Origin of the sequence: Vibrio sp. S234-5 (assembly GCF_000960595.1) — a bacterium.
Taxonomy (GTDB): Bacteria; Pseudomonadota; Gammaproteobacteria; order Enterobacterales; family Vibrionaceae; genus Vibrio.
This window is the reverse complement of the sequence record NZ_JZAM01000360.1, coordinates 103,578-129,821: the sequence shown is the minus strand read 5'-3', so window position 1 is coordinate 129,821 and position 26,244 is coordinate 103,578. Positions and strand designations below refer to the sequence as shown.

Sequence of the window (26,244 nt, the reverse complement as noted above, 5' to 3'; positions counted from 1 at the left end):
TTCCTGACGGAACTCGAGCGAGTTTCACCAATAATCGATTCGCGACATCTTAATCAACTTGCATGCAAGTGACCAATAAAAAAATGCCATAGTTTTGTCGTGTAGCCAATATTTAAGCAAAAACAGTACCATTTTTAACAGCTGCCTTACATTCAGGCCGGGACGAACGAGCGAAAGAAGACAATTTATTCTCCGAAGCTGCTTCGTCTTTCCGCCATCGCGTTAAGAATCGCTTCGGCATCCAAGATAGAAACCCAATTAAGCAGATTATCGTCGTATTTAATGACAAATTGAGTTAACTGTTTCTTGATGGCGGCTCGAAGCTCTTCACCATACCAAGGTTTTGAAATGTAAAAATCTAAGCTGGCATGATTCACCGCTTCAACGGTATCTTCCAATCCTGCTTGACCGGTGAGAAGCACTTTTCTTGCTTTTCGGGTGTGCTCATCGTCGCTCAATTCGATCAAAAAACTGATGCCAGTTTGTTCGGGCATGATGTGGTCACACAGAATCAAAGCCAGAGCGATATCGTCATCTTGGTACTCTTCAATCACAGCGCGCGCTTCGGATACCGATTCAGCACCTTCGAGGACAAAATGATCTTCAAAAGGGGCAAGATCTTGCAGCACGCTATCCAACACTTCTCGTTCATCATCAACGCATAAGATCAGATATTTATTCATGGTGTGTTCCTTCTGCTTCGAGCGGTAACCAGATGGTCATGCAGGTGTATTGATCCACGACGGAGTCTACGTCTATCCATCCTCCGTGCGCGTGAATGATTTGTAAACAGATCGACAAACCAATGCCGAGTCCAAAATTGCCTTCTTTTTTTGTCGTGTAGTTCAGCTCAAAAATGGCCTCTTTTTGCTGGGCGGGAATGCCACTGCCATTATCTAAAAAGGCGACCGTGACATAATTTTTCCCGTCGCGTGTTTGCAGCGCGGTGGTGATGGTTAACTCACCTTGTTCTGGCATCGCATCCAACGCGTTAGAGATCATATTGGTCCAAACTTGTTGTAAAGCGATAGGTTGGCAGTAAATCGGTTCCAACTGGCAATAATCTGTGATGACTTTATGTCGTTTTAAGCGGTTTTCAAAGATCACTAAGGTATCTTCAATGCCTTCGTGAATGTCGACTTTATGCACTCGCTCATCGTCGGCGCGGGCGTAGCCTTTAAGGCTTTTCACCATATCGGCAATGCGCGCTGCGCAGACATCAATAGAACGTAGTGCGTTACCAATTTGGAAGTAGTTTTCTAATACCTCCACCTCTTTCACACCGGTTTCTGAGCGTTTTACTCGGCCTATCAACTCACTGTCTTGCTCTAGGCCAAGAGTGACAATTTTGCGCGCGAGATTACGGTTTGCTAAATTAAGCTGGTTGGCTTTTTCTCTTAGGGTTGCGGTGGAGAGCGGCTTACTCAGCTTGGCGTTATCGAGCACTTTGATCCCTTTCGATTGCAGTGCCTCGCAATGGCGGCTTTGTAGCACCAACTCTAGACTCTGAGTGAGGTTTTCGATGCCGCGCAAAATCGCAGCGATGGGGTTATTCAATTCGTGAGCCACCCCTGCAACAAGTTGACCCAACATCGCCATTTTCTCTTTTTCGATCAGTTGCTGATGGGCAGATTCCAATGACTCAAGCGTTTTTTGCAGTTGCAGTTTGGTGTTGATGCTGCGTTGCAAACGACGGTTGAAGTGACGCAGTAACAGATTAGTAAATAGGGGCAGCAGGTTGGAATCGGATTGCATCACTTGCGAGAACACACTGCGGTCCAGTTTGATCACTTCGGTTTTGCACAAGGTTAGTGCGGTTGAAAAGGATTTTTCTCCGGTCACGAAGGACATGCCGCCGACGAGATTTCCTTTGCCGTGGCGGACTACTTCCCGTTGCATGCCCATATCGTCACGTTTATAGAGCGCTACTTCGCCTGAAGTAATAAACCAGAGGAACTTGTTAGCTTCGCCTTCCATGGTCAGCAGATGCTCCGCCGAATAAGTGCGGCAGGCGCGAGTCTCGTCTTTTTCGCGGAAGAAGGCTTGCAGTGCGCCAATAAAACGTTCAGTGAGTTCAACGTCGGATAGGGTGTGGTAATCATGAATGAATCCGGCTTGATAGCTGCGCATCTGATTATCAATGTGCGCACGCAGCAAGCGATTTTGATCCAAAACGCTGCTGTAACTGAGTAACTCTTCTTTATCAAATTTCAGAATAAATTGCGTCAGCTCCTTTTGAACGGTGTTCTGCAAGACGTTGTCTGGGAGTGGTTTGGTCAGGCAATGGTCGAGCCTACCTTCGTTAACGGCGGTCAAAATCGCCCCGATATCGCTTGAACCACTGATCAAGATTTTGCGTGCGCTTTCGGTGCGTGGATTCTTATCGAGACCAATCAAGAAATCGACGCCATTGAGTTCGGCGTGGTGGCTGGCAATAACCAGCGCCATTTCCTGCTGGCTTTGTTCCAAATATTCAATGGCATGGTGTGCTTCTTCGAGCGAATCGGTGTTGAACACGTCAAACTTATGAGAAAACGTCGCCAATTCCTGACGAAACTGCTCAGTACTGATCGGATTGTTATCTAAACAGAGTATGGCGTAACGGTTCACCTTGACCTCGTCGATTGGCGCAAATCACACCACATTACGTTAACAGGAAGTGAACAAGGGGTTTGAGAGCTGAGTTTGAGTTTTATCAGCTATAAGCTGGTAAGTGGCAATAGCCTGATATATCTCAATGTTTTATCCCATACTCAGATAGGATAGACTGTGGCAAATTTCTCACTCAAAGTGACTTTATGAACACGTTAAAAAAATGGGCTGCTCTTGGTGGCGCGGTCTCTCTGGCGGTGTGCTGGCCTCTAGCGGTCGGTCAAATTGGCCAATCGATCATTGAAGATGGCATTGCCAAGCTCGACAGCCAATCGCTGAAAGCGGAAATTATCAGCTATGAGCGCGGTTACCTCTCATCCGTTGTCACCACTCGCTATACCATCATCGATCCAGTGATTGCGGAGCAATTTGAAGCTGACGGTTTACCGGTGGAGTTTGAGATGCGCTCTGACCTTACCCACGGTTTGACCTCGCTGGATGCGCAATCATTGCTACTGGGTATAGAAACGTTACCGTTGACGATTTCCTCCACGACTCAGCTTAATGGTAATACCGATTTTACTATCGCGATGGACAGCTGGAACGTGCAGAGCGAGGTGGAGGGCGTTTCAGTGTCTACCGCGCCGATGAGTGTCAGTGGCAGAGCAACGGTGCTTGGCGATCTCAATTTCGAGTTTGATGTGCCGTCGATTCAGGTGGATTTTGAATCGGGTGAAGAGTTGCATTTGTCTAATCTCAAAGGGACAGGGCAAGGAAAGCAACAAAGCGGCTACTGGCTGGGTAAACAAGATATTCAAGTGGGTGAGTTGCAGCTCAGTGATGTGGATGCACAACCGATATTTGGCTTATATCAAAGTCGCTATCTTGGCAACACTCAGCTAGATGCCAAGGGCGAGCGATTGGAAAGCCAGCTCAGCTTCAAAACCAACAAATTGCTGATGTCCGACGGTAATGAAGCGCAAAATCTGAATATTGATTTCTCATTGAAAAACCTTGATCGTCAGGCTTTTAATCAAGTGATGGCGATTTATCAAAATTCCCCAGTACTTACAGAAGAAGATCTTGGCAAAATCTTGCCGCACATCGACACCTTGTTTGACAAAGGCTTCGCCATCGCGATCGATAATCTCTCTATGACGTTGGGAGAGGGCAAGTTTGAAAATCAATGGCATCTGCAGATTCCTCAAGGAACAGATAAAATCACTCAGGATCCGATGAAAATCATCACGGCAATGCAAGGGGATGTGCACACCTATTTCTCCAATGAACTTGTCACGCAATACCCATTCATCCAAGAGGGTGTCGATGAATTATTGGTGATGGAGCTTCTTGAACAAATTGAAGGTGGTTACCAATTAAAGGCCGATATTAAAGAGGGCAAATTGGTGTTTGAAAATGGCCAGGCGTTCCCGCTGTTCTCTTTGTTGATGCCCGCGATGATGCAGTAATTGCCAATTAATCCGCTTTAAAGAAAAAAAGAGGTCGTAAGACCTCTTTTGTTGTTTTTCGTCAAAGAAAAACATGCTATTACTTGAGCAGTTTTTTATATCATCGAGCAGGAGCAAAGAGCGTCATGGAACAAAATACGGATATCGTATTTAACTTTAGTGCTGGTCCCGCAGCACTACCAAAACCGGTTATGCAGCAAGCGCAGCAAGAACTACTTGACTGGCAAGGGCTAGGCACGTCGGTGATGGAAATCAGCCATCGCAGTAAAGAATTTGTCGCGGTGGCGGAACAGTCCGAGCGAGATCTTCGCGATTTGCTCAACATCCCAGATAACTACAAAGTGCTTTTCTGTCAGGGTGGCGCGCGAGCACAATTTGCAGCGGTGCCACTCAATTTGCTGGGTGACGCGCAAACCGCCACTTATATCGACGCTGGCTACTGGGCGCAGAGTGCCGTAGAAGAAGCGAAGAAATATTGTGAGCCGGATGTGTTCGATGCCAAAACCAGCATTGATGGCAAAGTCGCGGTATTGCCTGCTTTGCAGTGGAAAATTCATCCAGACGCTGCTTATGTGCATTTTTGCCCGAATGAAACCATCGATGGCATTGAAATCAATGATCTGCCTGTTACCGATAAACCGATTGTGGCGGACATGTCTTCCACCATTTTGTCTCGTGAAATCGATGTTTCCCAATATGGGGTGATTTACGCTGGTGCGCAGAAAAATATCGGCCCATCTGGTATCGCGATTGCCATCGTCCGTGATGATCTACTTGGTTTGGCGAAACAGGTATTGCCAAGTGTTTTGGATTACAAAACGCTGGCAGAGCAGGATTCGATGTTCAATACACCGCCGACCTTTGCATGGTACTTATCTGGTTTAGTGTTTAAGTGGCTTAAAGCGCAGGGTGGCGTGAAAGCGATTGAGCAGATCAACCGTGAGAAAGCGGCACTGCTGTATAACTACATCGATCAATCGGATTTCTACATCAACAACATTCATCCGCAAAACCGCTCGTTGATGAACGTGCCGTTCCAGATGGTGAAGCCAGAGCTAGACGCCTTGTTCCTCAAGCAAGCCGATGCCGTTGGCCTTAAATCGCTTAAAGGTCACCGTGTTGCGGGTGGTATGCGCGCTTCCATTTACAACGCCATGCCACTTGAAGGCGTGCAAGCGCTGGTGGATTTTATGCGCAAATTCGAACAAGAAAACGCTTAACCGGTTTCTCTATTGCTTGATTTTGAAAGAAAAAGCGCCGAAAGGCGCTTTTTTATGCTCGGTATTTAAAACACGACGCGTGGTTTAAAAACGGCGTAGACGCTATTTCTCGCCGAGGAACCCGCCTGTTTGGTGCGCCCAGAGCTGGGCATAAATGCCTTGTTTGGCGAGTAGCTCGTGATGAGCATTCATCGCCTGCGCTGAGAGAAAACTGCGGATAAAAATAACCCGGGCTTGCCCGGGTTATTTGTTGACCTTTAAAGAGATTGCGCCAGTTGATAGTAGCGGCCTTGCTTGGCCAGTAACTCACGATGGCTACCGTGTTCTACCACTTCGCCCTGTTCAATCAAACAGATGCTGTCCATCTGGTCTAAGTTGACTAAACGGTGCGTAATGAAAACGACGGTTTTGCCAGCAAAATGGCTGGCGAACAACTGCATGATCTGCTGCTCGGTTTGCTTATCCAAGCCTTCCGTTGGTTCGTCGAGCAGTAAGATCGGCGCATCGTGCAGCAAGGCGCGAGCGATGCCAATACGGCGCTTCTCACCACCGGAAAGCTGGCGACCACCGTCTCCGAGCCACGCATTTAAGCCGTCGTGCTCGAGTAGGTTGTCAAGTCCCACTTTATTTAGTACTTGGCTGATGGTCTCGTCACTGGCATCCGGAGAGGCCATCAAGAGGTTATCACGCAAGCTACCATTTAAAATGTCAACCCGCTGACTCACCACGCTCAAGGCTTGACGAAGCTGGCTTTCATTCCATTGCATTAACGGCTGACCAGCGATTTCAATCGAACCGCTCTGCACATCCCAATAGCGATTGAGAAGCTGAAGAAGCGTCGATTTGCCCGAGCCCGTTTGCCCAACAATCGCAATTCTTGAACCCGCAGGGATAGACAGATTGACGTTTTGCAGCGCCAGTTTTTCGCTGTCTGGGTAGTGGAATGAGACATTGTTGTAGGCAATCGAGAATTCGCCGCTGTGCGCCACCGGTTCGGCAGGGAAGCGTACTTCCGGTTCTGACAAGATCACTTCGTTGAGCCTGCGCGCGGATGAAAGCGTCTGGCCAAGGTGTTGGAATGCGCCCGCAATCGGCATCAGCAGTTCAACGCTCGCCATCGTGGCAAAGGCGACTAAAGCGATCATCGGATCAGGTGGATTGCCACCAACTCCATCGGCGGCTAACCAAAGCATCAGTACTAATGTCCAGCCGTTGGCCAGCATCAAAAGCGCTTGAGCCAACCCAGAAAAATGGGCATTGAAGTACTGATTACGCATCAAGCGTTGCTGTGCATCACCAATGGCGTCGTGATAACGCGTTTCTGCGCCAAACAGTGTTAGCTCGCTGTAACCTTGTAACCAGTCAAGCGCGGCGATACGCAATTGCGCGCGATGTTGGGTAAGTTCTGCGCCGTTGCGTTTGCCCAGCTTGTAAAACAGCACTGGCCAGCAGAGCAGTAGCGCCAGCAAAATGGCCCCTAGTGTGAGGCCGAGTGTCATATCAAACCAGCACAGCACCGCAGTGAGGCCAGCAATGCCCAGTGTACCGACCACCATAGGGCTGATAAGGCGCAGATAGACGTGATCCATCGCATCGATATCGGCCACCAAGCGGTTGAGCAGATCGGCGTCACGCAGGTTAGATACGCGGCCGGGGATAAGCGGTGCTAGCTTGGAGAAAAAGAAAATTCTCAAGTCAGTCAAAAGCTTAAAGGTAGCATTGTGGCTAACAACGCGCTCGCCCCAACGCCCAGCAGTGCGACCCATGGCAAAGCCGCGTACAAACGCACCGGGCAACATGTAGTTGAATGTTTCCCGTGCGATGGTCAGCCCGGCAATGCCTGCGGCGGATAAAAACCAACCAGAAAGCGTTAACAGGCCGATGGAGGCGCACAGGGTCAAAAAGGCCAGAAACATCCCGAGCGAGAGGCCGAACCAATGTTTTTTATACAGTTTTAGGTAGGGAACTAAATCACGCATCAAGATTCCCCTTGTTGGTTTGATGAAGTGCTTGATTGGCGTTAAGCATCCGTTGGAATAAGCCCGCTTGCTCTGCGAGCTCATGATAACCGCCGGACTGAACCAGTTGGCCGTTTTGCATCACCAGGATCTGCTCGACGTGCTGTAAGGGTGTCAATTGGTGCGTCACCATCAAGGTGGTTTTCCCTTGAATTTGACTGGCAAGGCCTTGCATCACTAGCCGTTCACTGCGTGCATCTAAGCTGGCTGTTGGTTCGTCTAAAAGCCAGAAACCACCGTTTTGCACCATCGCTCGAGCCAGTGCCAACCGCTGAGCTTGTCCAACAGAAAGACCACCGGAACGGTCGGTGATGAGGTAATCCAATCCGTGCTGGTCAACAAACTCAGCTGAGAACGATTGTTCCAGTGCGGTGCGCAGTTGGGTTTCGCTTACTTGCTCTTTGCCGAGCGTGATGTTGTCGCGAATCGAGCCGTGCAGTAGCAGCGGATTTTGTCCAACCCAACTGATCTGTTTGCGCCACTTGGCTAAATCGAGCTCGCTGCGCTCAATACTGTTGATGGTCAGTGAGCCTTGATACGGTAAAAAGCCCAGAATCGCATTGATTAAGCTGGTTTTGCCAGCGCCACTTGGGCCTACTAGCGCTGTCGTTTGGTTGGCGTTGATGGCAAAGCTGATTGGGCCAACTAAGTGCTCTCCTTGTGGTGAAAACACCTCTAGATCGCGAGCGACGATCTCAATCGCTTGGCAATGGTCAAAGCTTTTGTCCCCAGAGCGCACACTGCTCGCTTCGGTTTCGAGAAAGTCAACGATGCTCTCAGCCGCGCCAACTGCTTGCTGTTTGGCGTGATAGAAGGTACCGAGATCGCGCAGTGGTTGATAGAACTCAGGAGCGAGAATAAGGATAAACAACCCGGAGAACAGTGTGACTCCAGCGCCGTAATCACCAAAGTTGAGTTCGCCAATAAAGGCAAAACCAAAGTAGACCGCAGTCAAAGCGATAGAGATGGAGGTGAAAAACTCCAGCACTGCCGAAGAGAGAAATGCGATACGCAGCACGTCCATGGTGCGGCTGCGAAACACTTCCGACGCGCCGCGCATGATTTCCGTTTCCGCTTGGGTACGGTCAAAAAGGCGGATCGTGGTCATTGCTTGCAAACGATCATAAAAATGACCCGAGAGACGTTGCAGCGCTTTGAAGTTTTTGCGACTGGCGTCGGCGGCTTTCATCCCCACCATGGCCATAAAGAGCGGCACCAATGGCGCGGTGATCAAAAAGATCAACCCTGCGGCCCAGTTGACCGGAAACACCACCGCCAAAATGACGAAAGGCACCAGCACCGCCAGTGACATTTGCGGCAAATAGCGGGCGAAGAAATCCTGCATGTTGTCGACTTGCTCAAGCACTAAGGTCGCCCACGCGCCAGCAGGTTTACCCTTGATGTATGCGGGGCCAAGCTCGCGCAGTTTGTCGAGGATCAGTTGGCGAATGTAAACGCGGATCTGTTCACCACAACGGTAACCCGCGATCTCGCGTCCCCACGAGCAGAGAGCTCGCAGTGCGATGAGTGCCACTAGGCCGAGAAATTGCGGCAGCAGTTGCGACTTATCGACTTGCTCTATGATGAGCTGATGAAGAATGGTGGCGAGCAAAGCGGCTTGGGCCAACAAAAACACGCTCGACAATACGCCTAGGCCAACAGCAATCATCAACCAGCGCTTGGCCAGTTTACTCTGCTGCTTGAGCCATTTGTTCAAGCTGCGTTGTTTCTTTTTATCCATTGTGAAGGCTTAATGAGAATTGTTTTATTTCGAGGGAGCTAAGTATACAAAAGAAAGCCCGGCAGGAACACTGCCGGGCCTTAAGGTTATGACACAAATGTGAAAAGTTATTTATCGTTCAGTGAATCAAGGTAGCGCTCTGCATCCAGCGCTGCCATACATCCAGTGCCTGCAGAGGTGATGGCTTGACGATAGTTGTGATCCATCACGTCGCCAGCGGCAAACACACCTTCGATGCTGGTTTGGGTCGCGTTACCTTCCAAACCTGATTTCACCACGATGTAACCATCTTTCATCTCAAGCTGATCTTGGAAAATCTGCGTGTTTGGCTGGTGGCCAATCGCGATAAACGTGCCCATGACGTCAACTTCTTCGAACTCGCCAGAGTGAACGTTTTTGATGCGCACGCCTGTCACACCCATCTCATCGCCGAGCACTTCATCCAGCACGCGGTCAGTATGCAGCACGATATTGCCATTTTGCACTTTGTCCATCAGACGATTGATGAGGATTTTCTCTGCGCGGAAGGAATCACGACGGTGAATAAGGTGCACTTCAGCAGCGATGTTTGACAGATAAAGCGCTTCTTCAACTGCGGTATTGCCGCCGCCCACCACCGCAACTTTTTGATTGCGGTAGAAGAAACCATCACAGGTGGCACAAGCCGAAACACCGCGACCTTTAAAGGCTTCTTCAGAGTCTAAACCTAGGTATTTGGCTGATGCGCCGGTTGAGATGATCAGTGCATCACAAGTGTACTCGCCAGAGTCGCCTTTAAGACGGAATGGACGAGAAGTTAGTTCAACTTGGTTAATGTGATCAAAGATGATTTCAGTTTCAAAGCGTTCTGCATGCTCTTTCATGCGATCCATCAGAGCAGGGCCAGTGAGTCCTTCCGCATCGCCCGGCCAGTTTTCCACTTCAGTGGTGGTAGTGAGCTGACCACCTTGTTGCATCCCAGTAATCAGCACTGGGTTTAAGTTGGCTCGAGCTGCGTAAACCGCGGCGGTGTACCCCGCAGGACCAGACCCAAGAATTAATAATTTACAGTGTTTTACGTCGCTCATTTCGACTCCCTATCGGGCAGATAAATTTGCCTGATTGTATGGAAAATATTGGCCTAATAAAAGATGCAAGCCACACACTGTAACGAATTTCTGGTTATAGGTTATAGCTAAGTTTGTGCTTTGGTGCGGGCGTTCCATATTTTTGATGAGCTAACGTAGCTAAAGATCATTTGATGGGGGAAATGAACTTAACATTATGAAAATATTAGCTTTAGTTTCAATGTTAGTGAACTTCACTGCTTTTGGAATCGGCTAAGTGCTCAGTTTGGGCTATTGAACTGGTAATTTAAATTAATATGGTATTATATGTCGAATATATAAATATATTGAAATAAGTTGTGGTTAAACGTTGCTTTGACGATATTTACTCGTATCCTATATGTGAATTTATTGTTAACAAATATAACAACAAATGTATCTATCAAAGGAGTGAATGATGCTACATTCGCACGAGAACACTTTACATTTAACCCAACTGAGCCGCCAAGCGATCGAACAACTCTCTCCCTCGTTCGCGACCTTGCCGCATACGGAACATGCCGATGGAAAGTACCGTCTGCGTCGCTATTCTGTCGTGCAGATGAAGCAAGGAAAGTTGATCGATTTGCAGAAGAGTAACTTTGTGCAGAGTTCGGATATCAATCGTTTTCAAGGCGATGTGACCCGGCAGTTCGAGCCGATCGAGTCGCACACGTTACACAGTGAAGGTTTTTGCGAAATGTGTCAGCTCTTTGCCCATAAAAATAATCTGCGCGATGGGCAGGAAATTGAAATCCATCAGATCCGTATCACCGCCATTTACGACCAAACCGAAGTGGCGCCAGAAGGGGTGCACCAAGACGGTTTTGATCACATCGCTATTGTCGGCATCGGCCGCAATAACATCGAAGGCGGTGATATTCTGCTGTATAGCGACTTCCACGCCGAGCCTTTCTTTAGAAAAGTGCTAGAAAATGGCGAAGTGGCTATGCTGGCAGACAGCAAGTTGTGGCACAACGCCAAACCGATTCGTGCTCTGGAAAACGCGCATGAAGGGTATATGGACGTGTTTGTGTTGACTGCCAAAGGGGCTGCACATGAACTTCAATCTTGAGCAAGTTCGCGGACAGTTTTCCGCGCTGCATCAGTACCACAATGATAAACCGGTGACCTTCTTTGATGGTCCGGGCGGCTCTCAAGTGCCGCAATCGGTGCTGGATGCGATGATTGGTTATCTGGGTCATTACAACTCCAACTTAGGCGGGCACTATTTTTCTAGCCAGATCACGGTGGATGTGATGGCGCAGGCGCGCCAATCCGCGCAAGCATTGCTCAATGCCCCCAGTGCCGACAACATTGTGTTTGGCGCGAACATGACTTCGCTGACTTTCCAATTGAGCCGTGCCATCAGCCGTGATTGGCAGGCGGGCGACGAAGTGATTGTCACCGCCTTGGATCACTACTCCAACGTATCGAGCTGGCAGCAAGCGGCGCAAGACAAAGGGGCCATTGTGCATCAAGTGCGAGTCAACGAGTCAGACTGCACGCTCGACATGGCGCATCTTGAGCAATTGCTCAATGAGAAAACGCGTTTGGTGGCAGTTACTTATGCCTCAAATACTACGGGTTCGATTGTGGATGTCGAGCGGGTGGTTGAGTTAGCACATTCGGTGGGCGCGCAGGTTTACGTGGATGCGGTGCATTATCTGCCACACCACTTGGTCGATGTGCAGGCACTTGGCTGTGATTTCCTTGCTTGCTCGGCTTATAAATTCTTTGGCCCGCACGTTGGCATCGCGTTTGTTGCAGAGCCTTGGCTGCAATCACTACAACCTTACAAAGTGGAACCTGCCACCAATGTTGGCCCAGGCCGTTTTGAAACGGGCACCCAGAGTTTTGAAGGCTTGGCGGGTGTGACGGCGTCGGTGGAGTATCTGGCGCAGTTTGGCGAGGCGCATCTGCCGTTGCGCCAGCGTTTAGTGCAGAGCTACGCGCAATACAATCTGCATGAAGAGCGCCTCAGCCAGCACTTTTTACAGCGTTTAAGTGCGTTAGATGGCGCGACCTTATACGGCATCAACGACAGTGCAAGCGACAAACGTACTCCGACGTTTGCAGTGCGTTTTGCGCAATATCCACCGGGTTTTATCGCCAAGACCTTGGGGGAGCACAACATTTGTGTGTGGAATGGCCACTTCTACGCCTTAGGTTTGGTTCGTCAGCTTGGTTTAGAAGAGAGCGGTGGCGTGATCCGCATTGGTTGTATGCACTACAACACCGTTGAAGAGATCGATCTGCTGTTTAACGTGTTGGAAAGTATTCTCGATCAGTAGTCGCTCTAGGGTCTGTTGACCTTTTGCGGTTAAATTTTGTTCGAGATAAAAGCGTTTTAATCGCGGCGAGAGGTTTGTAGCCTAGTCATTCTAAGCAAAACACCTCTCAACAAAGAGTAAAACGCTTTTTGCGGGGGCGCCTAGCTCGAACCCTTCGGGCAGCGTTTGTGGCTCCTTTTTGCTGCGTTATCGGCTTATCATGTAGGCCCCTACAATTCAAAGCCTCTGCCTTGCACAAAGAACCCACAAACTGCTGCAAAAATCATCTCAAAAGGTCAACAGACCCTAGTTACATGAGAACTCAGAGCCCGCTAAGTGCGGGCTCTTTCTATCATTGAGGCGAATATAGTTTAGGCGATCTCTAGCCTTCGAATTCCACTTCGTAAGATGTGAACTTGCGAATATTGATAACGACAGTATCTAAAATCAGGTATTGCCCTTTAATTCCCTGCAAAATGCCGCTCACTTGTGGCTCTTTATCAAAGTTGTGCGATGTGATCTTGGTTGGGTAGTGCTCAACCGGATACGCCAGAGAGGTCAAGCTGTCATGCACGACTTCAACGCTCTCTTCACCAAACTCGGCTTTTACCTGAGCGATTTTCTCTTCCAGCAACGGCAACAATACGTTGGCTTGCTCGGCGAGATCGAGTGGTTGGCCATCACCTTTAAGAAGGGCACGCCAGTTGGTTTTATCGGCGATGTGCTTCGCCAGTTCCACTTCAAGCAAACCGGAAATATGACGAGTTTTTACCTTCAATATTGGCAAGCCTTGCGTCGCCCCTTGGTCAATCCAGCGGGTCGGAATTTGCGTATGACGTGTGATGCCCACTTTGAGGCTGGAGGTGTTAGAAAGATAAACGAAATGATCCACCATGCAGTGACTCTGTGCCCACTCAGGCTCGCGACAAGTGCCCGCCGCGTAATGGCAGGTTTCTGGCTTCATAATGCACATATCGCAACTGGCCAGTTTGCTCATACAGACATAGCAGTGGCCTTGTGCGTAGCTTTTCTTGGTTTTTTTGCCGCATGAACTACAAAAAATATTGCCGGTATAAGTGAGGCGAATAGGTTGGCCAATCAGGCGGTTGAGTTCAATTTCTTCCTCTCCGACCGGGAGGCGGTAGGACACAACGCCGTCGAGGGTCGCACGCAGTTTATCCAGCGTGCCGGTGATTTGCTTTGACATGACATTACTCATTGTTTTGCTTTTTTTGCAGTATATCAGGGCTGATAGCGATTGTGGGCAGCTTTTGCCGTATTCGGTTTGCAAACGCCTTGTTCTTGACCGATTGCGAGGACGGATAGTGCCAGCAGGCTATGTGATTGCATGCTTATTTTGTGACGTGAACTATGTCGCAATTATGCGCTTTTAAACAGACTTGACTATTTCTGAACTAATATCACATTAGTGATTAAGATAAGATGTAACTAAATTAAGAATAACAATAAAAAGCTAAAAAAAGTTTTGCATTTTAAGTTTCGATTTTTCCGATTTTTTGGAGCAGTGTGGAGAGCAATGATGAAATCGATCCCTAAACTGGTGCTTGTCTTGGCAATAGGTACCATAGCGCTGTTTTTGCTCTATCGGGCGCTAGGCGATACACGCGTACTCCTCGTCACACCGGATCAATTCACTTTTTATTCCAATGATGATCGCCTCGATGGGGGAGTCAGCCAGTCGGAAATGCACACCCACAACCAAGCCCTCGATCTGCAATGTCAACTCAAACTGGAAAACTACCCGTGGCCTTATTGTGGTATTTCCATTCACACCGATACGGTGACAAAAACACAAGGGCTTGATCTTTCAAACTATCATACAGTCAGACTACGGCTTCGCTATGATGCACCGGAGAGTAGCGAGCCTCGACTGCGCTTCTATTTGCGCAACTTCAATCTGGTCTATTCGACGGCAGAGCAAGAGTACAGCTATAAATACAACGGCGTGGAGTTTAGTGTCGTGCAAGGCGCGCAGACGATTGAAATTCCTCTGGCTAACTTGCAAGTGATGAGCTGGTGGCTGTCAGACAACAAAATTCCGATTGTCGAATCGGGGCCGGAGTTCACCAACATTGTGCGCATCGACTTAGCGACGGGTTCGGGGGCACGCTTGGGTCATCACCATCTGCAAGTCGAAAGTATCGAGTTTGAAGGCGCTTATCTTGCGAAAGAGACGCTGCTTACCACGTTGCTTTTTTCTTGGGTGTTGCTCGGCTTGGCCTTTTCACTCAATGAACTGCGTAAAAGCAAACGAGCCTTTCGTGAGGTGCGTGCACGTCAATTGCACTTGAAAAAGCTCAACGCCGATTTACGCGCGCAAAATTATGAGTTTGCCGAGCTGGCGCACCGCGACGCTTTGACCGGAGCGATGAACCGTCATGCAGTGCGTGATTGGCTCAATCAAACCGCTCGACAAGTGCGTTGGGGGCAAGAGTCTTTGTCGCTGCTTTATCTCGATCTTGATAAATTCAAACACATCAATGACCGCTATGGACATCAGATGGGGGATGACATTCTCCGTGAGTTTGTCATGGTGGTCGCCAGTTTGCTCGAAGGCGATGAACGGTTAGTCCGCTGGGGCGGCGAAGAATTTGTCGTGTTTTGTCCGGGTATCCATTTGCATCAAGCGAGTGAAAAGGCGGAGCGCTTGCGTCGTCATATTGCACAGCATATTTGGTTACATGGTGGGCTGCTGACGTGCAGTATTGGTGTGGCGGAAATGGGCGCAGAGCGGATAACCGAGGTGTTGGCACGAGCGGATGAAGCGCTTTATCAGGCCAAGCACCGCGGGCGTAATCGGGTAGAAGTGAACTACGGCAATACCGCCGCCTCTGCATAAACGCTGCGTTGAAAACAAATTAAAAAAGGTGGCACTTGGCCACCTAACAGGGGCTGCAGATTGCCCCGGGGAAGGGGCAAGCTTTTGCAAAGCATCATCCTAGACGGATTTGCGCATCTGCAAAGTGAAACTGATTACCAAAATATCGCGGCGAAGAGAGTGAGTGCGGCAATACAGGCGATGTTGAGCACCATACCAATACGCATCATTTCACTTTGCTTAATGTGCCCGGTGGCAAACACAATTGCATTGGGTGGCGTCGCCACGGGCAGCATGAATGCACAGGAAGCCGAAATCGCAATCAGCGCGGAAAGAATCACTGGTGAAATGCCCAGCGCTTCTGCAATGGTGGCAAACACAGGAACAAGCAGCGCCGCACTAGCGGTGTTACTGGCAAACTCGGTTAAGAACACCACGAAAGTCACCACTGCCAAGATACTCAGCAACATCCCCGCTTGGTCAAGGAAAGCACTGAGGCCTTGAGCGAGGAAGACGCTGGTGCCGGTTGCTTTCAGTACATTACTCAAGCAGATACCGCCGCCAAATAGGATCAGAACGCCCCAATCGGTGGTTTTTTCGATGTCTTTCCATTCAACCGCACGAGAAACGCCCAGCGCTAAGATGGCGCCGATGGCAACTAGCGTATCAAAGCTCTTAAAGCCGCCCAGCATACTGTTGATCGGTTTAGAGAAGATCCACAGAGTCACCGTGACTAAGAAGATGGCCAGTGTGATGAGCTTGCCGTTGGTCCACTCAACCGGTTGGTGGTCAAGTTCAAACGAATGCTTGAGGTTCGGCTTGGTCATGCTGTAGAGAACGATTAGCGCGATTGGCAATAGCAAGAAGGTGATCGGCATACCGAGCTTCATCCAGCCTGTGAAATCGAGGCCAACTTCTGCTGCCGCGATGGCATTAGGTGGGCTACCGACGATGGTGGCGATCCCGCCAATCGACGCGCAGTAAGCAATACCAAGCAGCACAAACAGGTAGGTGTTATGGTTTTTTTCGCGGTCAAGTTTGCTCATCACGCCCAAAACCAGTGGCAACATCATTGCGGTGGTGGCGGTGTTCGAAATCCACATCGACAAACCGGCGCTGACACCAAACAGCATGAATACCGCTGTTGACATTTTGCCGCCTGCAATCAGCAACACTTTATCCGCAATTGCTTGATCAAGTTTTTGCTTGTGCAGTGCCGCTGCGAGAGCGAAACCGCCTAGAAATAAGAAAATGATCGAGTTAGAAAAGTTGTTTAGCGCAGCTTGCGTGTCGAAAATGCCGGAGAAAATCGCCAGCAGCGGCACTAACAAAGCGGTGATACTGACGTGGATTGCTTCAGTCAGCCACAATACTGCGACGAAAGTGAGAATGCTTAAACCGATCACCACTTTTGGGTCAAACGGTAGCGTCTCCAGCAGAGTGATAAACAACAAAATATTGGCGATAAATATCATGCTGTTTCTGGTGAAAAACCAGTTTCTTAGAGTAACGACGAGTGCAGTCATTGAGTGCTCCTTTTGCTCTGCCTCTGTAGCGTGTTGTTGTTTTGTCAACCGACCTAGAGCTCAGCACTGTGCTGGGCATGGCAAGGACGGTTGTTGCAGAGGCGAATATCTGACTTGTGTTACTTGGATGTTACGAGAGTTGTGCAATCTATGTTGGTGGCTTTTAACTTAATAGCAACAAAGTGTGAGGTGCTGGAATGAAAAGGAGTAGATTCCTACCCATTGGCTGATGGGATGGAGTCAGACATGGGTGCATCCCCTTCGTCCGTTCTGCGCAGAATTGGTTGTTGAGGCCCGAGAAAACGAGGTTGAGTATCAATAATGTAGAGGTCTAATAACGCTTTGCTGCGCGCAAAAATCTCTCGAATGCGTACTGACCACGTTTGCGATGGATTGTCCGGCCCGGCAACCGCTAGGCACTGCGCGTTAATGTAGTATGCATTCGCGATAAGAAGTGCGCGCTCACAGTGAAAACGTTGCGTGATGATGAGAAAGTTTTCGGTAACAAAAATCTTTTTTGCCCGCACAATCGAGTCGAGCGTGCGAAAACCGGCATAGTCGAGATGAATGGCGGTTTCAGGCACACCTGCTTTGAGCAAATCACGCTTCATTGTCCAAGGTTCGTTGTAGGAACGATGGGCGTTGTCACCGCTCAGCAAAAAGTGTTGCACCTTGTCTAAGCGATAGAGCTCAATTGCGGCTTCAATTCGGTGGGTGTAATAGCTGTTGAGTGTCTTGCCGATGTATTTGCTGGTTCCGAGTACCACTGCGACATCGAATGGCCGTACTTGGTCGTAAGAGGTGATGATGCGTTCACTCGCTTGATAGCTGACCCAGCGGTCAACCGCGATAACCGCCGCGGCAAAAAGGATCAGCAACACAAACACCAGCAGCGCCAGTTTTTTCCAGCGACGTTTTGCGTGTGTTTGGCAAAGCGGATGATCCAATGCTCTTCACTCCAAGTTATTGAGAACTCACATCATAACGGAAAGTAAAGCAGACAATGAAGCTCTATTCTCGTAAAAATCGACAAATTGGTGAAGAAAAAGCCCTCGCATGCGAGGGCTGAAAGGGAGAGGCTTAGAACGCGGTACGTTTGTAACGGCGATAGACCGGTTGCCAGAAATGCTGTTCAATGGCCACTTGCAGCGCATCGTCGGCGATCTCCAACGCGACGCCTTGTTCAATGGCTTTCTTCGCTACCGCATAGGCGATGCGTTTAGATACCATATGGATCTCTTCCAGTGGTGGCAGCAGAGCGCCACGACCATGAATCGCCAACGGCGAACAGGTCGCCAGCGCGCGGCTCGATTCCATCAGCATTTCGTCAGTGACGCGTCGCGCGTTAACCGCCAAAACGCCAAGGCCAATACCCGGGAAAATGTAGCTGTTGTTGCACTGGGCGATCGGGTAGGTTTTACCTTCGTGGATGACCGGATCAAAGGGGCTTCCAGTTGCCACCAGCGCTTCACCTTTGGTCCAGCGAATAATATCAGCCGGAATCGCTTCCACACGGCTGGTCGGGTTTGACAGCGGGAAGATGATTGGACGCGGACAGTGTTTGTGCATCTCTTCAATGATCTCTTGGGTAAACAGACCGGGGGCACCAGAGACACCGATCAGCACCGTCGGTTTGGCGTTCATCACCACATCAAACAGAGAGAATCCGTTTCCTTCCGATTGCCACTCGCCAGTGACGGCGTGCTTTTGCACCAAACGCTGCTGAAAATCGAGTAGGTTTGGCATGCCCTCTTGCAAGAGGCCCCAACGGTCGACCATGAATACTTGCGAGCGCGCTTGCTCATCCGAAATGCCTTCCGACACCATCTGCGCGATGATGGCTTCTGCAATGCCGCAGCCTGCAGAGCCAGCACCCAAGAAAGTAATGCGCTGTTCAGACAACTTGCTACCTGCCGCTTTACACGCCGCCAGTAGGGAACCGACCGTCACTGCAGCGGTTCCTTGGATGTCATCGTTGAAACAGCAGACGCGATTTTTGTAACGCTCAAGCAGCGGCATGGCGTTTTTCTGTGCAAAATCTTCAAACTGGATCAGTGCGTCTGGCCAGCGGCGATGTACTGCTTGCATGAACTCATCAATAAACGCGTCGTAATCTGGGCCAGTAATGCGTGGATGACGCCACCCCATGTACATTGGATCTGCTAAACGTTGTGGGTTATTGGTACCCACATCGAGCACAATAGGTAGCGTATAAGCAGGGCTGATGCCGCCACAGGCGGTGTAGAGGGAAAGTTTTCCGATAGGAATGCCCATCCCGCCGATCCCTTGGTCACCCAAGCCAAGAATACGCTCGCCGTCGGTGACAACGATCACTTTGACGTTATGGTTCGATGCGTTGTTGAGTAGATCGTCGATGCGATCGCGGTTGGCGTAAGAGACAAACAGCCCGCGGCCACGACGATAGATATTGGAGAAGTTTTCACATGCCGCGCCAACCGTTGGCGTATAAATGATCGGCATCATTTCGGTGATGTGATTTTGTACCAAACGGTAGAACAGCGTTTCGTTGGTATCTTGAATGTTACGCAAGTAGATGTGCTTATCCATGTCGCTTTCGAACGCTTTGTACTGCATGTAAGCACGTTCAACTTGCTCCTGAATGGTCTCAGTGGTTTCTGGAAGCAGACCTTCAAGGTTAAAAGAAACGCGTTCTTCACTGGAAAATGCGCTTCCTTTGTTGAGTAGTGGCGTGCTGAGAAGCGCAGGGCCCGCGAAAGGGATGTAAAGTGGGCGTTTATCGTTATTCATTGGGTGCCTTAACGTAGGGTTTTGAGGAAACGGCGAAAATGATAACGGCTTCACTGTTTAGTTGTAAATAGGACTTGATATACATCAAAACATTCGTTGGCAAAATTGTTGACACGCGAGTCGAAATCCCTTTTAAAACAATTGATACTAATTGGAATACGCAATTGTCAGTCGTTAAGCCTGTTGTTACCTGCCTGTTTGACTATAATGCGAGTCCAAATTAAACACGGCGAATTTGTTATGACTGCTCTGCCCATCGATAGTGTTAAATCACAATTTGAAACAAAAATTTTACATTCTCATTTGGTGGTAGAGGCAGAAACCGGCTCAGGAAAGTCAACGCGTTTGCCATTGTGGGCGTCAGAACATGGCCGGGTGTTGGTGATAGAACCGCGCCGCATCGCCTGCACGTCATTGGCGCAATACCTAGCGCAGCAGTCGGGTTCAGCGCTCGGTGTACAGGTCGGCTACGCGATAAAACTCAAAGCGGTTTTTGAAAAGAATACACCGATTGTGTTTGTCACACCGGGCGTGGCGCTGCGCTGGTTTGCCGAGGACGGTCTAAAATCGTTTGATATTGTTTTGATTGATGAATTTCATGAACGCCGCTGGGATATGGACTTACTCACCGCGATGCTGAAAGTGCGTGGCGAGCATCGTTTGATCGTCACGTCGGCGACCATGGCGGGAGATCGCTTGGTCAGCTATCTTGCCGCTCACCGCATCGTCTCTCACGGGCGCTGCTTTCCGGTTGAAGTGCAGCATCTGGCGCAAGAGAGCAGGCAACTGCCGCAGAAGAAATTTCTAGAACGCTCAGTGGTTGAGACCATCGGCAATGAACTGACGCGAGGCGGGGAAGATATTTTAGTGTTTTTGCCCGGGCGAAAAGAGATAGCGCAAGTGGCGCAGGCGCTAAGAGCCTTCACTGACATCATGGTGGTGACGCTGCATGCCAGTGTGAGTGACGAAGAAAGACAGCGAGCATTAACGGTCCAGCCGCTGCGAAAAGTGGTTCTTGCCACCAATGTGACTGAAACCTCGCTGACCATTCCTAACATCACCTGCGTGATCGATTCCGGTTTAGAGCGGCGTAACGTGCAACGCAACGGACGAACTGCACTGGTGTTAAGCACTATCTCCAAAGCCAGTGCGGCGCAGCGAGCGGGGCGCGCAGGCCGAGTGATGGCCGGTCGCTGCGTCAGACTGTTTGGTGAACATGCGCCGATGGAACTTGCTACACCACCTGAACTGCAACGTGAGGAACTCAGCGAGCCGATGCTCTCTGCAGCTTGTTGTGGCTATCAATTGGCTGAGTTGCCGTTTCTCGACCCGTTGCCGGAAAAATCGCTTGGTCAGGCCAGCGAAGTACTGCGTACCATGCAAGCCATCGATCAACTCGGGCGTGTGACAGATCACGGCAGACTACTCAACCCACTGCCAATTGACACACTGTACGCCGACCTTGTCACGCGCATGCCCAGCAAAGCGCTTAAAGAGGCGATGATTGACCTTGCCGCGGCGCTCTCGGTGCCCGCTAACTTATATCAGCTCGCTGGTGGCGAACAAGCGCAAGAGCTCGATGTTGCTGAACCGAACTTGTGTGATGTCACGTTATTGATTGCGCTAGTACGTGGCAAACGCTATCCCGGCGTCAACATCGATGAGCAAGCTCTGACAGAGGCGATGGGGCTGGCAGAGCAAATGCGCGCTCTGTTTGAGTTACCAGAACTGGAGGTGGCGTCGCGCTATCAGCGGGACGCGCTGGCAAAAGCAATCGCCACGTTACACCCAGAGCTGCTGTTTGTTCGCCGCGCCAAAAGGCAGGAGGCGCTGGGCAATGGCCAGCTGGAGATGCTGGTGGGCAAACAGAGCCGCTTTGGGGACAAGGCGCAAGCGGCGGTGGTGCTAGATAGCCACTCTCTGCCTGGTCGAGGCGTTAAGCAGACGCTCAATCTCGCTTCGGTAATGATGCCCGTGGCGCTAACCTTGGTTGATGAGCTCGTTCTAGGGGAGTGGCGTCAGGCCGAAAGCCGCTTACAGAGCGAACAAGGCCAAGTGTTGATGGAGCGAATATTCGCCGGACGCGTTGTCGCCAGCAAGCTGGTGCAGCCGCAAGGTGAAAGTGCGATTCAAGCGATTGTCGCGCAGGTGAAGTCGGGTCAACTGCTGGACGGATTTTATACCGAGCGCCACCAACAAATTGAACATTGGAAACTTTTTTGTGCATTAGGCCTGAATGACAATAATTCAGTTCACAGTAAAGAAGTGAGTTTTGATGTTTGGTTTGCCGAGCAGTTAGATACATTGGGGGTGAATACGCTAGAAGAGATGGCGCTGTTTGACGCCGCCGACTTTCCTTTTGCCGGCATTCCAGACTGGCAATACGCCGATTTTGCACAGCAGTATCCATTATCGTTGACCTTATCGGATCTGCAATTGCAGGTGGAGTATTTCCCGGCGCGTAAGCTGGTGCAAGTGGTCCACTGTGGCGGCAATCGCAAAGAAGATCCGAAACGTTGGGAGTTGCCGCGCTTTTCAGGTTGGAAAGTCCAGTATCGTAAAGCGAGCCGTATTGTCGATGTGCGTTAGCCATAGGTAAATGGGAATAAAATTTGCTTTCTCAAACGATGAGTGTTTACATTTGCCGCTTATCCTCTTGATACGGCAGCCATTTGCCTAAAAATGAAGATGAATATGAAGTTTAACGCATTATGGTTTCTTTTGGCGCTGCCCTGTTTCGCCAGTGGCAAAAGCTTAGTTAATATCTCGAGCTACGACGACAACTACGCGCTCGGCACCTACACTACCGATGTGAATGAAGAAGAATACGCAGGTACCGATCTAGAAGATCTGCAAAACTTCGAGGTCAAATATCAATTGTCCGTGGCAGTGCCCATCTACCGCTTTAGCAAGAGTACCGCGATTGTCGGTTCCTACACGCAAAAGTCACTGTGGCAGTTAGCTAACTCCAGTATCTCTTCCCCGTTTCGTGAGACCAATTACAAACCACAACTGTTTATTGCTCACCAAAGCAACTTACTGCTTTTCAATCACTTGGAAGCGGGTTACAAACACGAATCCAATGGTCGTTCGGGGGACTTATCACGCAGTTGGGACCGGCTCTACTTCGCTGCGGAGCGACTGGAAGGTCCTGTAGAGTGGGGTGTGCATTTGTGGTCGGTTGTTGGCGATACGTCGGAGAATCGCAACATCGAAGATTACTATGCTCCCTACGAAGTCTGGCTGAAGTTCTATAGCGCCGCTGGCATTTTCAATACTCGCGGATTTTACAACTGGAACGACGATCGTGGTGGTGTTGAGGTTGGCTACACATTTTATTTCAATGACATAATCGGTTTCTACTTGCAGGCTTATCATGGCTATGGCGAAACGCTTATTGACTATGACCACAATCAGACACGCATTGGCCTCGGGTTTAAATTAGTCAAGTGGTAGGCTTTTTCTAGTTTTCTAGTTTTCTAGTTTTCTAGTTTTCTAGTTTCCTAGTCTGTAATTTGTTTTTAGCTTGAAATATTAATCAATCAGATGCGCATGGTTACAGAATGTGTGCTGTTATTGTTACGAATTTGCTTTTGATATTTCCTTTTTCCTTAAAATAAGGGCATAAAAGACGATTGTTTTATATCCTATTGCTATATCAAAGTAATTGTCTAATAGTGGATAGGCTGTGTTGACAGTCTGTCGGGGGATAAAATGGAAAAGAATGAAAAAACGCATGTTGAGTTTGATTACACCAGTTTTCTCGGGGCTTCTTGCAACAAAAAATGGACATTCTTAGAAGCGATGACCACCTTCGCGCCTGTGTTTAGTACGGTGTGGAAAGACAGCATTGCCGAACTTGCCAAACCAGAAGACCGCCTCTGGGATGCAGCACTAAAAGCGATGTCTTCTCGTCGTAGTGATGAATCCAATCTGGTAACTCTGCTTCGTCTCGCGAAACTGGAAGGGATTGATGAGCTTACCGTGGTGATGCCTTACGCGTTGGAACCTAGACAAATCGATTTTATTCAAAGCCGTAGCGACAGCGTGATCAACTGCTACGAGCAGGATGTTTTTACCATTCACCTCAAAGGCTTTAGCTAGAATCCTGCCAATTAGCCGCTTTTAGACGCAGCCAGTTTGATGATTTATCACTGGCTGCGTTTCTGTTTGTCTCATGTAAATGTTTCATTCATTTAGAGTTTTTAATCAATCGGTAATTTACTCTATCTCTACATGTTGGATACGCGAGTGGTCGCGCGTGCAGAACCTCTAGACTATTTTTCGCTCGATATGCCGTCGATGGAAGGGATTGTCAGTTTGGTGACCAAAACGCGTTACTACCAACGATGGTAAAACCATTTCCATGAGTTAAACGCAGCGCTGCAATAAAAAAACAGCCCGCTTGGTGGCGGGCTGTTGGTACTGACGTTGTTATATTGAATTCATTTAATCGATAAGACCGTAATCACGCGCAAGGATATCAATAATCTCTTGTTTTGGATTTTCGCTTAAAGTGATTGATTGACCGGTAATTTTTTCTGCGATGCCGATGTAGGTGCGAGATACCGCCAGTAAAGCCTCTTCTGGCAGCGTGTTGTCACGAGCCAGTGCTTCGCGCTCAGGCATGCGATCTTTGTTGAGCAGAATATCAGGGTCTGGGAAGTAGTTAAGCAGAAACTGTCTGAAACCTTCTTTCGAGTTTTCGACAATTTTACCCGCTTGATACGCTTCGCTATCCCAAATCCGCGATGAATCGGGCGTGCCCACTTCGTCCATGTAAATCAGCTTTTCGTTGCCTTGCGCATCTTGCACATAACCAAACTCGAATTTGGTATCGACAAAAATTTGTCCTACTTGTGCTAGAGCATCACTGATCACCGCAAAACCTTCTTTCAGCAGCTTCTCGTAAGTGGCAATGTCGTCAGCGCTGGAAAAGTTAAATGCGGCAAAGTTGTCGGCAATATTTTGTCTGGTAATGTTCACATCATCGGCTTCAGGCACGCCAGGAATTCCTTTTAAAATCCCTTTGGTCGACGGTGTCATCAGCAGTTCGACCAGAGGTTTGTCTTTGCCTAACCCTTCTGGCAATTGAATACCGCAAAACTCGCGCTCGCCTTTTTCGTATGCGCGCCACATGGAACCTGTAATGTATTTGCGACAAATGGCTTCAATACGCACAGGCTTCGCTTTCTGCACAATCCAAACAAACGGGTGTGGGATATCAAGAATGTGGCTATCGGCCAATCCGTTCTCTTTAAACAGCCTAAACCAATGATTAGAAATGGCGTTCAATGCGGCCCCTTTACCCGGTACGCCGTTGAGCCCGTGTTCACCGTGCCAAATACAATCGAAAGCGGAGATACGATCGCTGATCACCATGATGGCTAGGGGCGCATCTGGGGCAACGTTATAGCCTTTTTCTTTTATCAGGCGGGCACTGTCTTGCTCAGTAAGCCAGTAGACAGAGCGAACTTTTCCACTGTGAACGGGTTTATCGGTACGGATGGGCAGATCGTCATTGACGGCAAGTACTTGATCAGCGAGGCTCATTTTGACATTCCTATCATAATTTCAAACGTCATGCGGAAACGAATCGGACAACAAAATCCATCAGATTCATCGATTACCGGGGCATGATACCAGAACTATTTGAACTCGCCAGAAGAAAAGCAAACGTTTGCCTTGGTTTGACGAAATTTAAAAAAGCCTTCATAAAGAAGGCCAAATGCAGGATGGATAACGTTGAACTTATTAATGATACTGAGTTGCTCTGCCTTCAACGAAAAAGACTTCACAGCCAAACTCTTTTGCCATCTCCTGCAGCAGAGATTGGTTGACTAAATCAATCTGGCTAGACGCGACAACCGCGGCAGCATTGCCAGAGCGTATCGCTTTCATCACGATTTCAATTTCAGTCAGAGAGTGGGACGGTTTCATCTGGATGACATTTTTACAGCAAATATTAGACGCAGTGAGCTGGCTAAGATCCGGACGTGGGCACTCGGAGGTAAATAAAATCCATTGATTCAGCTGAGATAAAACGGCCAATTGTTGCAACAACGGCGCTGAGGCATTCATTGGCTGAGTCGGTTGTGCCAGAACATTGAAATGTGAGTATGTACGAGTTTGACCTTGAATCTGCATTTTACTGCTCCTATATACATGCTGTATGTTTATACAGTAATTTTTCCAATGCTGTTCGTCAACCTACTTGCTCTCTTTTTCGCCACATATTGCGCGCCTGATGGTAGGGTGCTGTGTATTAACATATTGTTTGTACATGATATTTTCCATTCTTTGGCGTTTAGAAGAGTGTGAGGTTTTGTGATGGACTTCTCAGCGACGAGTGAGGGTTTATACAGGGGTATACAGTGCTGCTCAGTAAGGTGGTCAGGGATGCATTGCGTAATTCAAGAACTATAGGTAAAAGAAAAGCACCCCGTAGGGTGCTTAAAGAATCCGTTCTTTTGCGTGATTTCCCGTTTTAGCAGGCTCTCGCCTGACGGTCGCGCATTTGTTGCTCACCAAGATTAAACAGACGAACGTCAATCTTGGCGATGTCGTTACACTCTTCACAAGAATGGTTGGATTTGCCATCCAGATAATCGTGACGTGTCAACAATCTTGGTCTCTTGCACCAATCGCAGGTGCCTTCAATATTAAACATGCTGCTTCTCCTCACCAGGCTTCTTGTTGTGCTGGTGTCATT

General features: G+C 49.0%; 20 protein-coding genes. 8 read left to right on the top strand and 12 right to left on the bottom strand.

Annotated features, from left to right (window positions below):
- Window positions 1-185 precede the first annotated feature (185 nt).
- Window positions 186-683 (bottom strand): response regulator, encoded by a 498-nt coding sequence (locus tag UF06_RS19670; RefSeq protein ID WP_039443801.1) that lies wholly within the window; start codon window positions 681-683, stop codon window positions 186-188.
- Entirely contained in the window at window positions 676-2,610 is a 1,935-nt protein-coding gene (locus UF06_RS19665; protein WP_045571931.1) for an ATP-binding protein, read from the bottom strand. The genes UF06_RS19670 and UF06_RS19665 overlap by 8 nt, the downstream gene beginning before the upstream one ends.
- Before the next feature lie 188 nt (window positions 2,611-2,798).
- Here UF06_RS19665 and UF06_RS19660 point away from each other — a divergent pair, with 188 nt between their 5' ends.
- The gene (locus UF06_RS19660) at window positions 2,799-4,061 is read left to right on the top strand and encodes a DUF945 family protein (protein ID WP_045571930.1); all 1,263 of its coding nucleotides are present in this window, start codon (window positions 2,799-2,801) and stop codon (window positions 4,059-4,061) included.
- Between the two features lie 125 nt (window positions 4,062-4,186).
- The gene (serC, locus tag UF06_RS19655) at window positions 4,187-5,281 is read left to right on the top strand and encodes a 3-phosphoserine/phosphohydroxythreonine transaminase (RefSeq protein WP_045571929.1); all 1,095 of its coding nucleotides are present in this window, start codon (window positions 4,187-4,189) and stop codon (window positions 5,279-5,281) included.
- 257 nt (window positions 5,282-5,538) lie between these two features.
- Here serC and cydC read toward each other — a convergent pair whose 3' ends face one another.
- The 3 genes from cydC to trxB all read right to left on the bottom strand — a co-directional run bounded on the left by cydC (window position 5,539) and on the right by trxB (window position 10,107).
- Complete coding sequence (gene cydC / locus UF06_RS19650) at window positions 5,539-7,260, bottom strand: cysteine/glutathione ABC transporter ATP-binding protein/permease CydC (protein WP_045571928.1); 1,722 nt, start codon at window positions 7,258-7,260, stop codon at window positions 5,539-5,541.
- Entirely contained in the window at window positions 7,253-9,040 is a 1,788-nt protein-coding gene (gene cydD / locus UF06_RS19645; RefSeq protein WP_045571927.1) for a cysteine/glutathione ABC transporter permease/ATP-binding protein CydD, read from the bottom strand. Before cydD ends, cydC begins: the two co-directional genes overlap by 8 nt.
- Window positions 9,041-9,147: 107 nt before the next feature.
- Entirely contained in the window at window positions 9,148-10,107 is a 960-nt protein-coding gene (gene trxB / locus UF06_RS19640) for a thioredoxin-disulfide reductase (RefSeq protein ID WP_045571926.1), read from the bottom strand.
- A gap of 433 nt (window positions 10,108-10,540) precedes the next feature.
- On the opposite strand from trxB, the gene UF06_RS19635 reads away from it, so the two are divergent.
- On the top strand, window positions 10,541-11,200 hold the full coding sequence (locus UF06_RS19635; RefSeq protein ID WP_082069787.1) for a 2OG-Fe dioxygenase family protein: 660 nt from the start codon (window positions 10,541-10,543) through the stop codon (window positions 11,198-11,200).
- Window positions 11,184-12,419 (top strand): cysteine desulfurase-like protein, encoded by a 1,236-nt coding sequence (locus tag UF06_RS19630; protein WP_045571924.1) that lies wholly within the window; start codon window positions 11,184-11,186, stop codon window positions 12,417-12,419. The genes UF06_RS19635 and UF06_RS19630 overlap by 17 nt, the downstream gene beginning before the upstream one ends.
- Before the next feature lie 361 nt (window positions 12,420-12,780).
- On the opposite strand, the gene UF06_RS19625 is transcribed toward UF06_RS19630, so the two are convergent.
- On the bottom strand, window positions 12,781-13,605 hold the full coding sequence (locus UF06_RS19625) for a DUF2797 domain-containing protein (RefSeq protein WP_045571923.1): 825 nt from the start codon (window positions 13,603-13,605) through the stop codon (window positions 12,781-12,783).
- A gap of 333 nt (window positions 13,606-13,938) precedes the next feature.
- On the opposite strand from UF06_RS19625, the gene UF06_RS19620 reads away from it, so the two are divergent.
- On the top strand, window positions 13,939-15,258 hold the full coding sequence (locus tag UF06_RS19620) for a diguanylate cyclase (RefSeq protein ID WP_045571922.1): 1,320 nt from the start codon (window positions 13,939-13,941) through the stop codon (window positions 15,256-15,258).
- Window positions 15,259-15,392: 134 nt separating this feature from the next.
- Here UF06_RS19620 and UF06_RS19615 read toward each other — a convergent pair whose 3' ends face one another.
- The 3 genes from UF06_RS19615 to UF06_RS19605 all read right to left on the bottom strand — a co-directional run bounded on the left by UF06_RS19615 (window position 15,393) and on the right by UF06_RS19605 (window position 19,532).
- Window positions 15,393-16,763: a DASS family sodium-coupled anion symporter gene (locus UF06_RS19615; protein WP_045571921.1), complete on the bottom strand. Its 1,371-nt coding sequence runs from the start codon at window positions 16,761-16,763 to the stop codon at window positions 15,393-15,395.
- Window positions 16,764-16,978: 215 nt separating this feature from the next.
- The gene (locus UF06_RS19610; protein ID WP_226972431.1) at window positions 16,979-17,656 is read right to left on the bottom strand and encodes an ElyC/SanA/YdcF family protein; all 678 of its coding nucleotides are present in this window, start codon (window positions 17,654-17,656) and stop codon (window positions 16,979-16,981) included.
- A gap of 187 nt (window positions 17,657-17,843) precedes the next feature.
- Window positions 17,844-19,532, bottom strand: a complete 1,689-nt coding sequence (locus UF06_RS19605) for an NAD-dependent malic enzyme (RefSeq protein WP_045571920.1) — start codon at window positions 19,530-19,532, stop codon at window positions 17,844-17,846.
- Window positions 19,533-19,772: 240 nt separating this feature from the next.
- Here UF06_RS19605 and UF06_RS19600 point away from each other — a divergent pair, with 240 nt between their 5' ends.
- The 3 genes from UF06_RS19600 to UF06_RS19590 all read left to right on the top strand — a co-directional run bounded on the left by UF06_RS19600 (window position 19,773) and on the right by UF06_RS19590 (window position 23,636).
- Window positions 19,773-22,121, top strand: coding sequence for a helicase-related protein (locus tag UF06_RS19600; RefSeq protein WP_045571919.1), 2,349 nt, complete (start codon window positions 19,773-19,775; stop codon window positions 22,119-22,121).
- A 105-nt stretch (window positions 22,122-22,226) separates the two neighbouring features.
- A complete protein-coding gene (locus UF06_RS19595; RefSeq protein WP_045571918.1) occupies window positions 22,227-22,988 on the top strand; it encodes a phospholipase A in 762 nt (253 codons plus the stop codon).
- A 258-nt stretch (window positions 22,989-23,246) separates the two neighbouring features.
- Entirely contained in the window at window positions 23,247-23,636 is a 390-nt protein-coding gene (locus tag UF06_RS19590) for a hypothetical protein (RefSeq protein ID WP_045571917.1), read from the top strand.
- A 345-nt stretch (window positions 23,637-23,981) separates the two neighbouring features.
- Here UF06_RS19590 and UF06_RS19585 read toward each other — a convergent pair whose 3' ends face one another.
- From UF06_RS19585 to UF06_RS19575, 3 genes are all read right to left on the bottom strand, one after another.
- Entirely contained in the window at window positions 23,982-25,085 is a 1,104-nt protein-coding gene (locus tag UF06_RS19585; RefSeq protein WP_045571916.1) for a phosphoribosylaminoimidazolesuccinocarboxamide synthase, read from the bottom strand.
- Window positions 25,086-25,286: 201 nt separating this feature from the next.
- Window positions 25,287-25,679, bottom strand: coding sequence for a SulA-like leucine-rich domain-containing protein (locus tag UF06_RS19580; protein ID WP_045571915.1), 393 nt, complete (start codon window positions 25,677-25,679; stop codon window positions 25,287-25,289).
- A 340-nt stretch (window positions 25,680-26,019) separates the two neighbouring features.
- A complete protein-coding gene (locus tag UF06_RS19575) occupies window positions 26,020-26,202 on the bottom strand; it encodes a hypothetical protein (protein WP_039435389.1) in 183 nt (60 codons plus the stop codon).
- Between the last annotated feature and the right edge of the window lie 42 nt (window positions 26,203-26,244).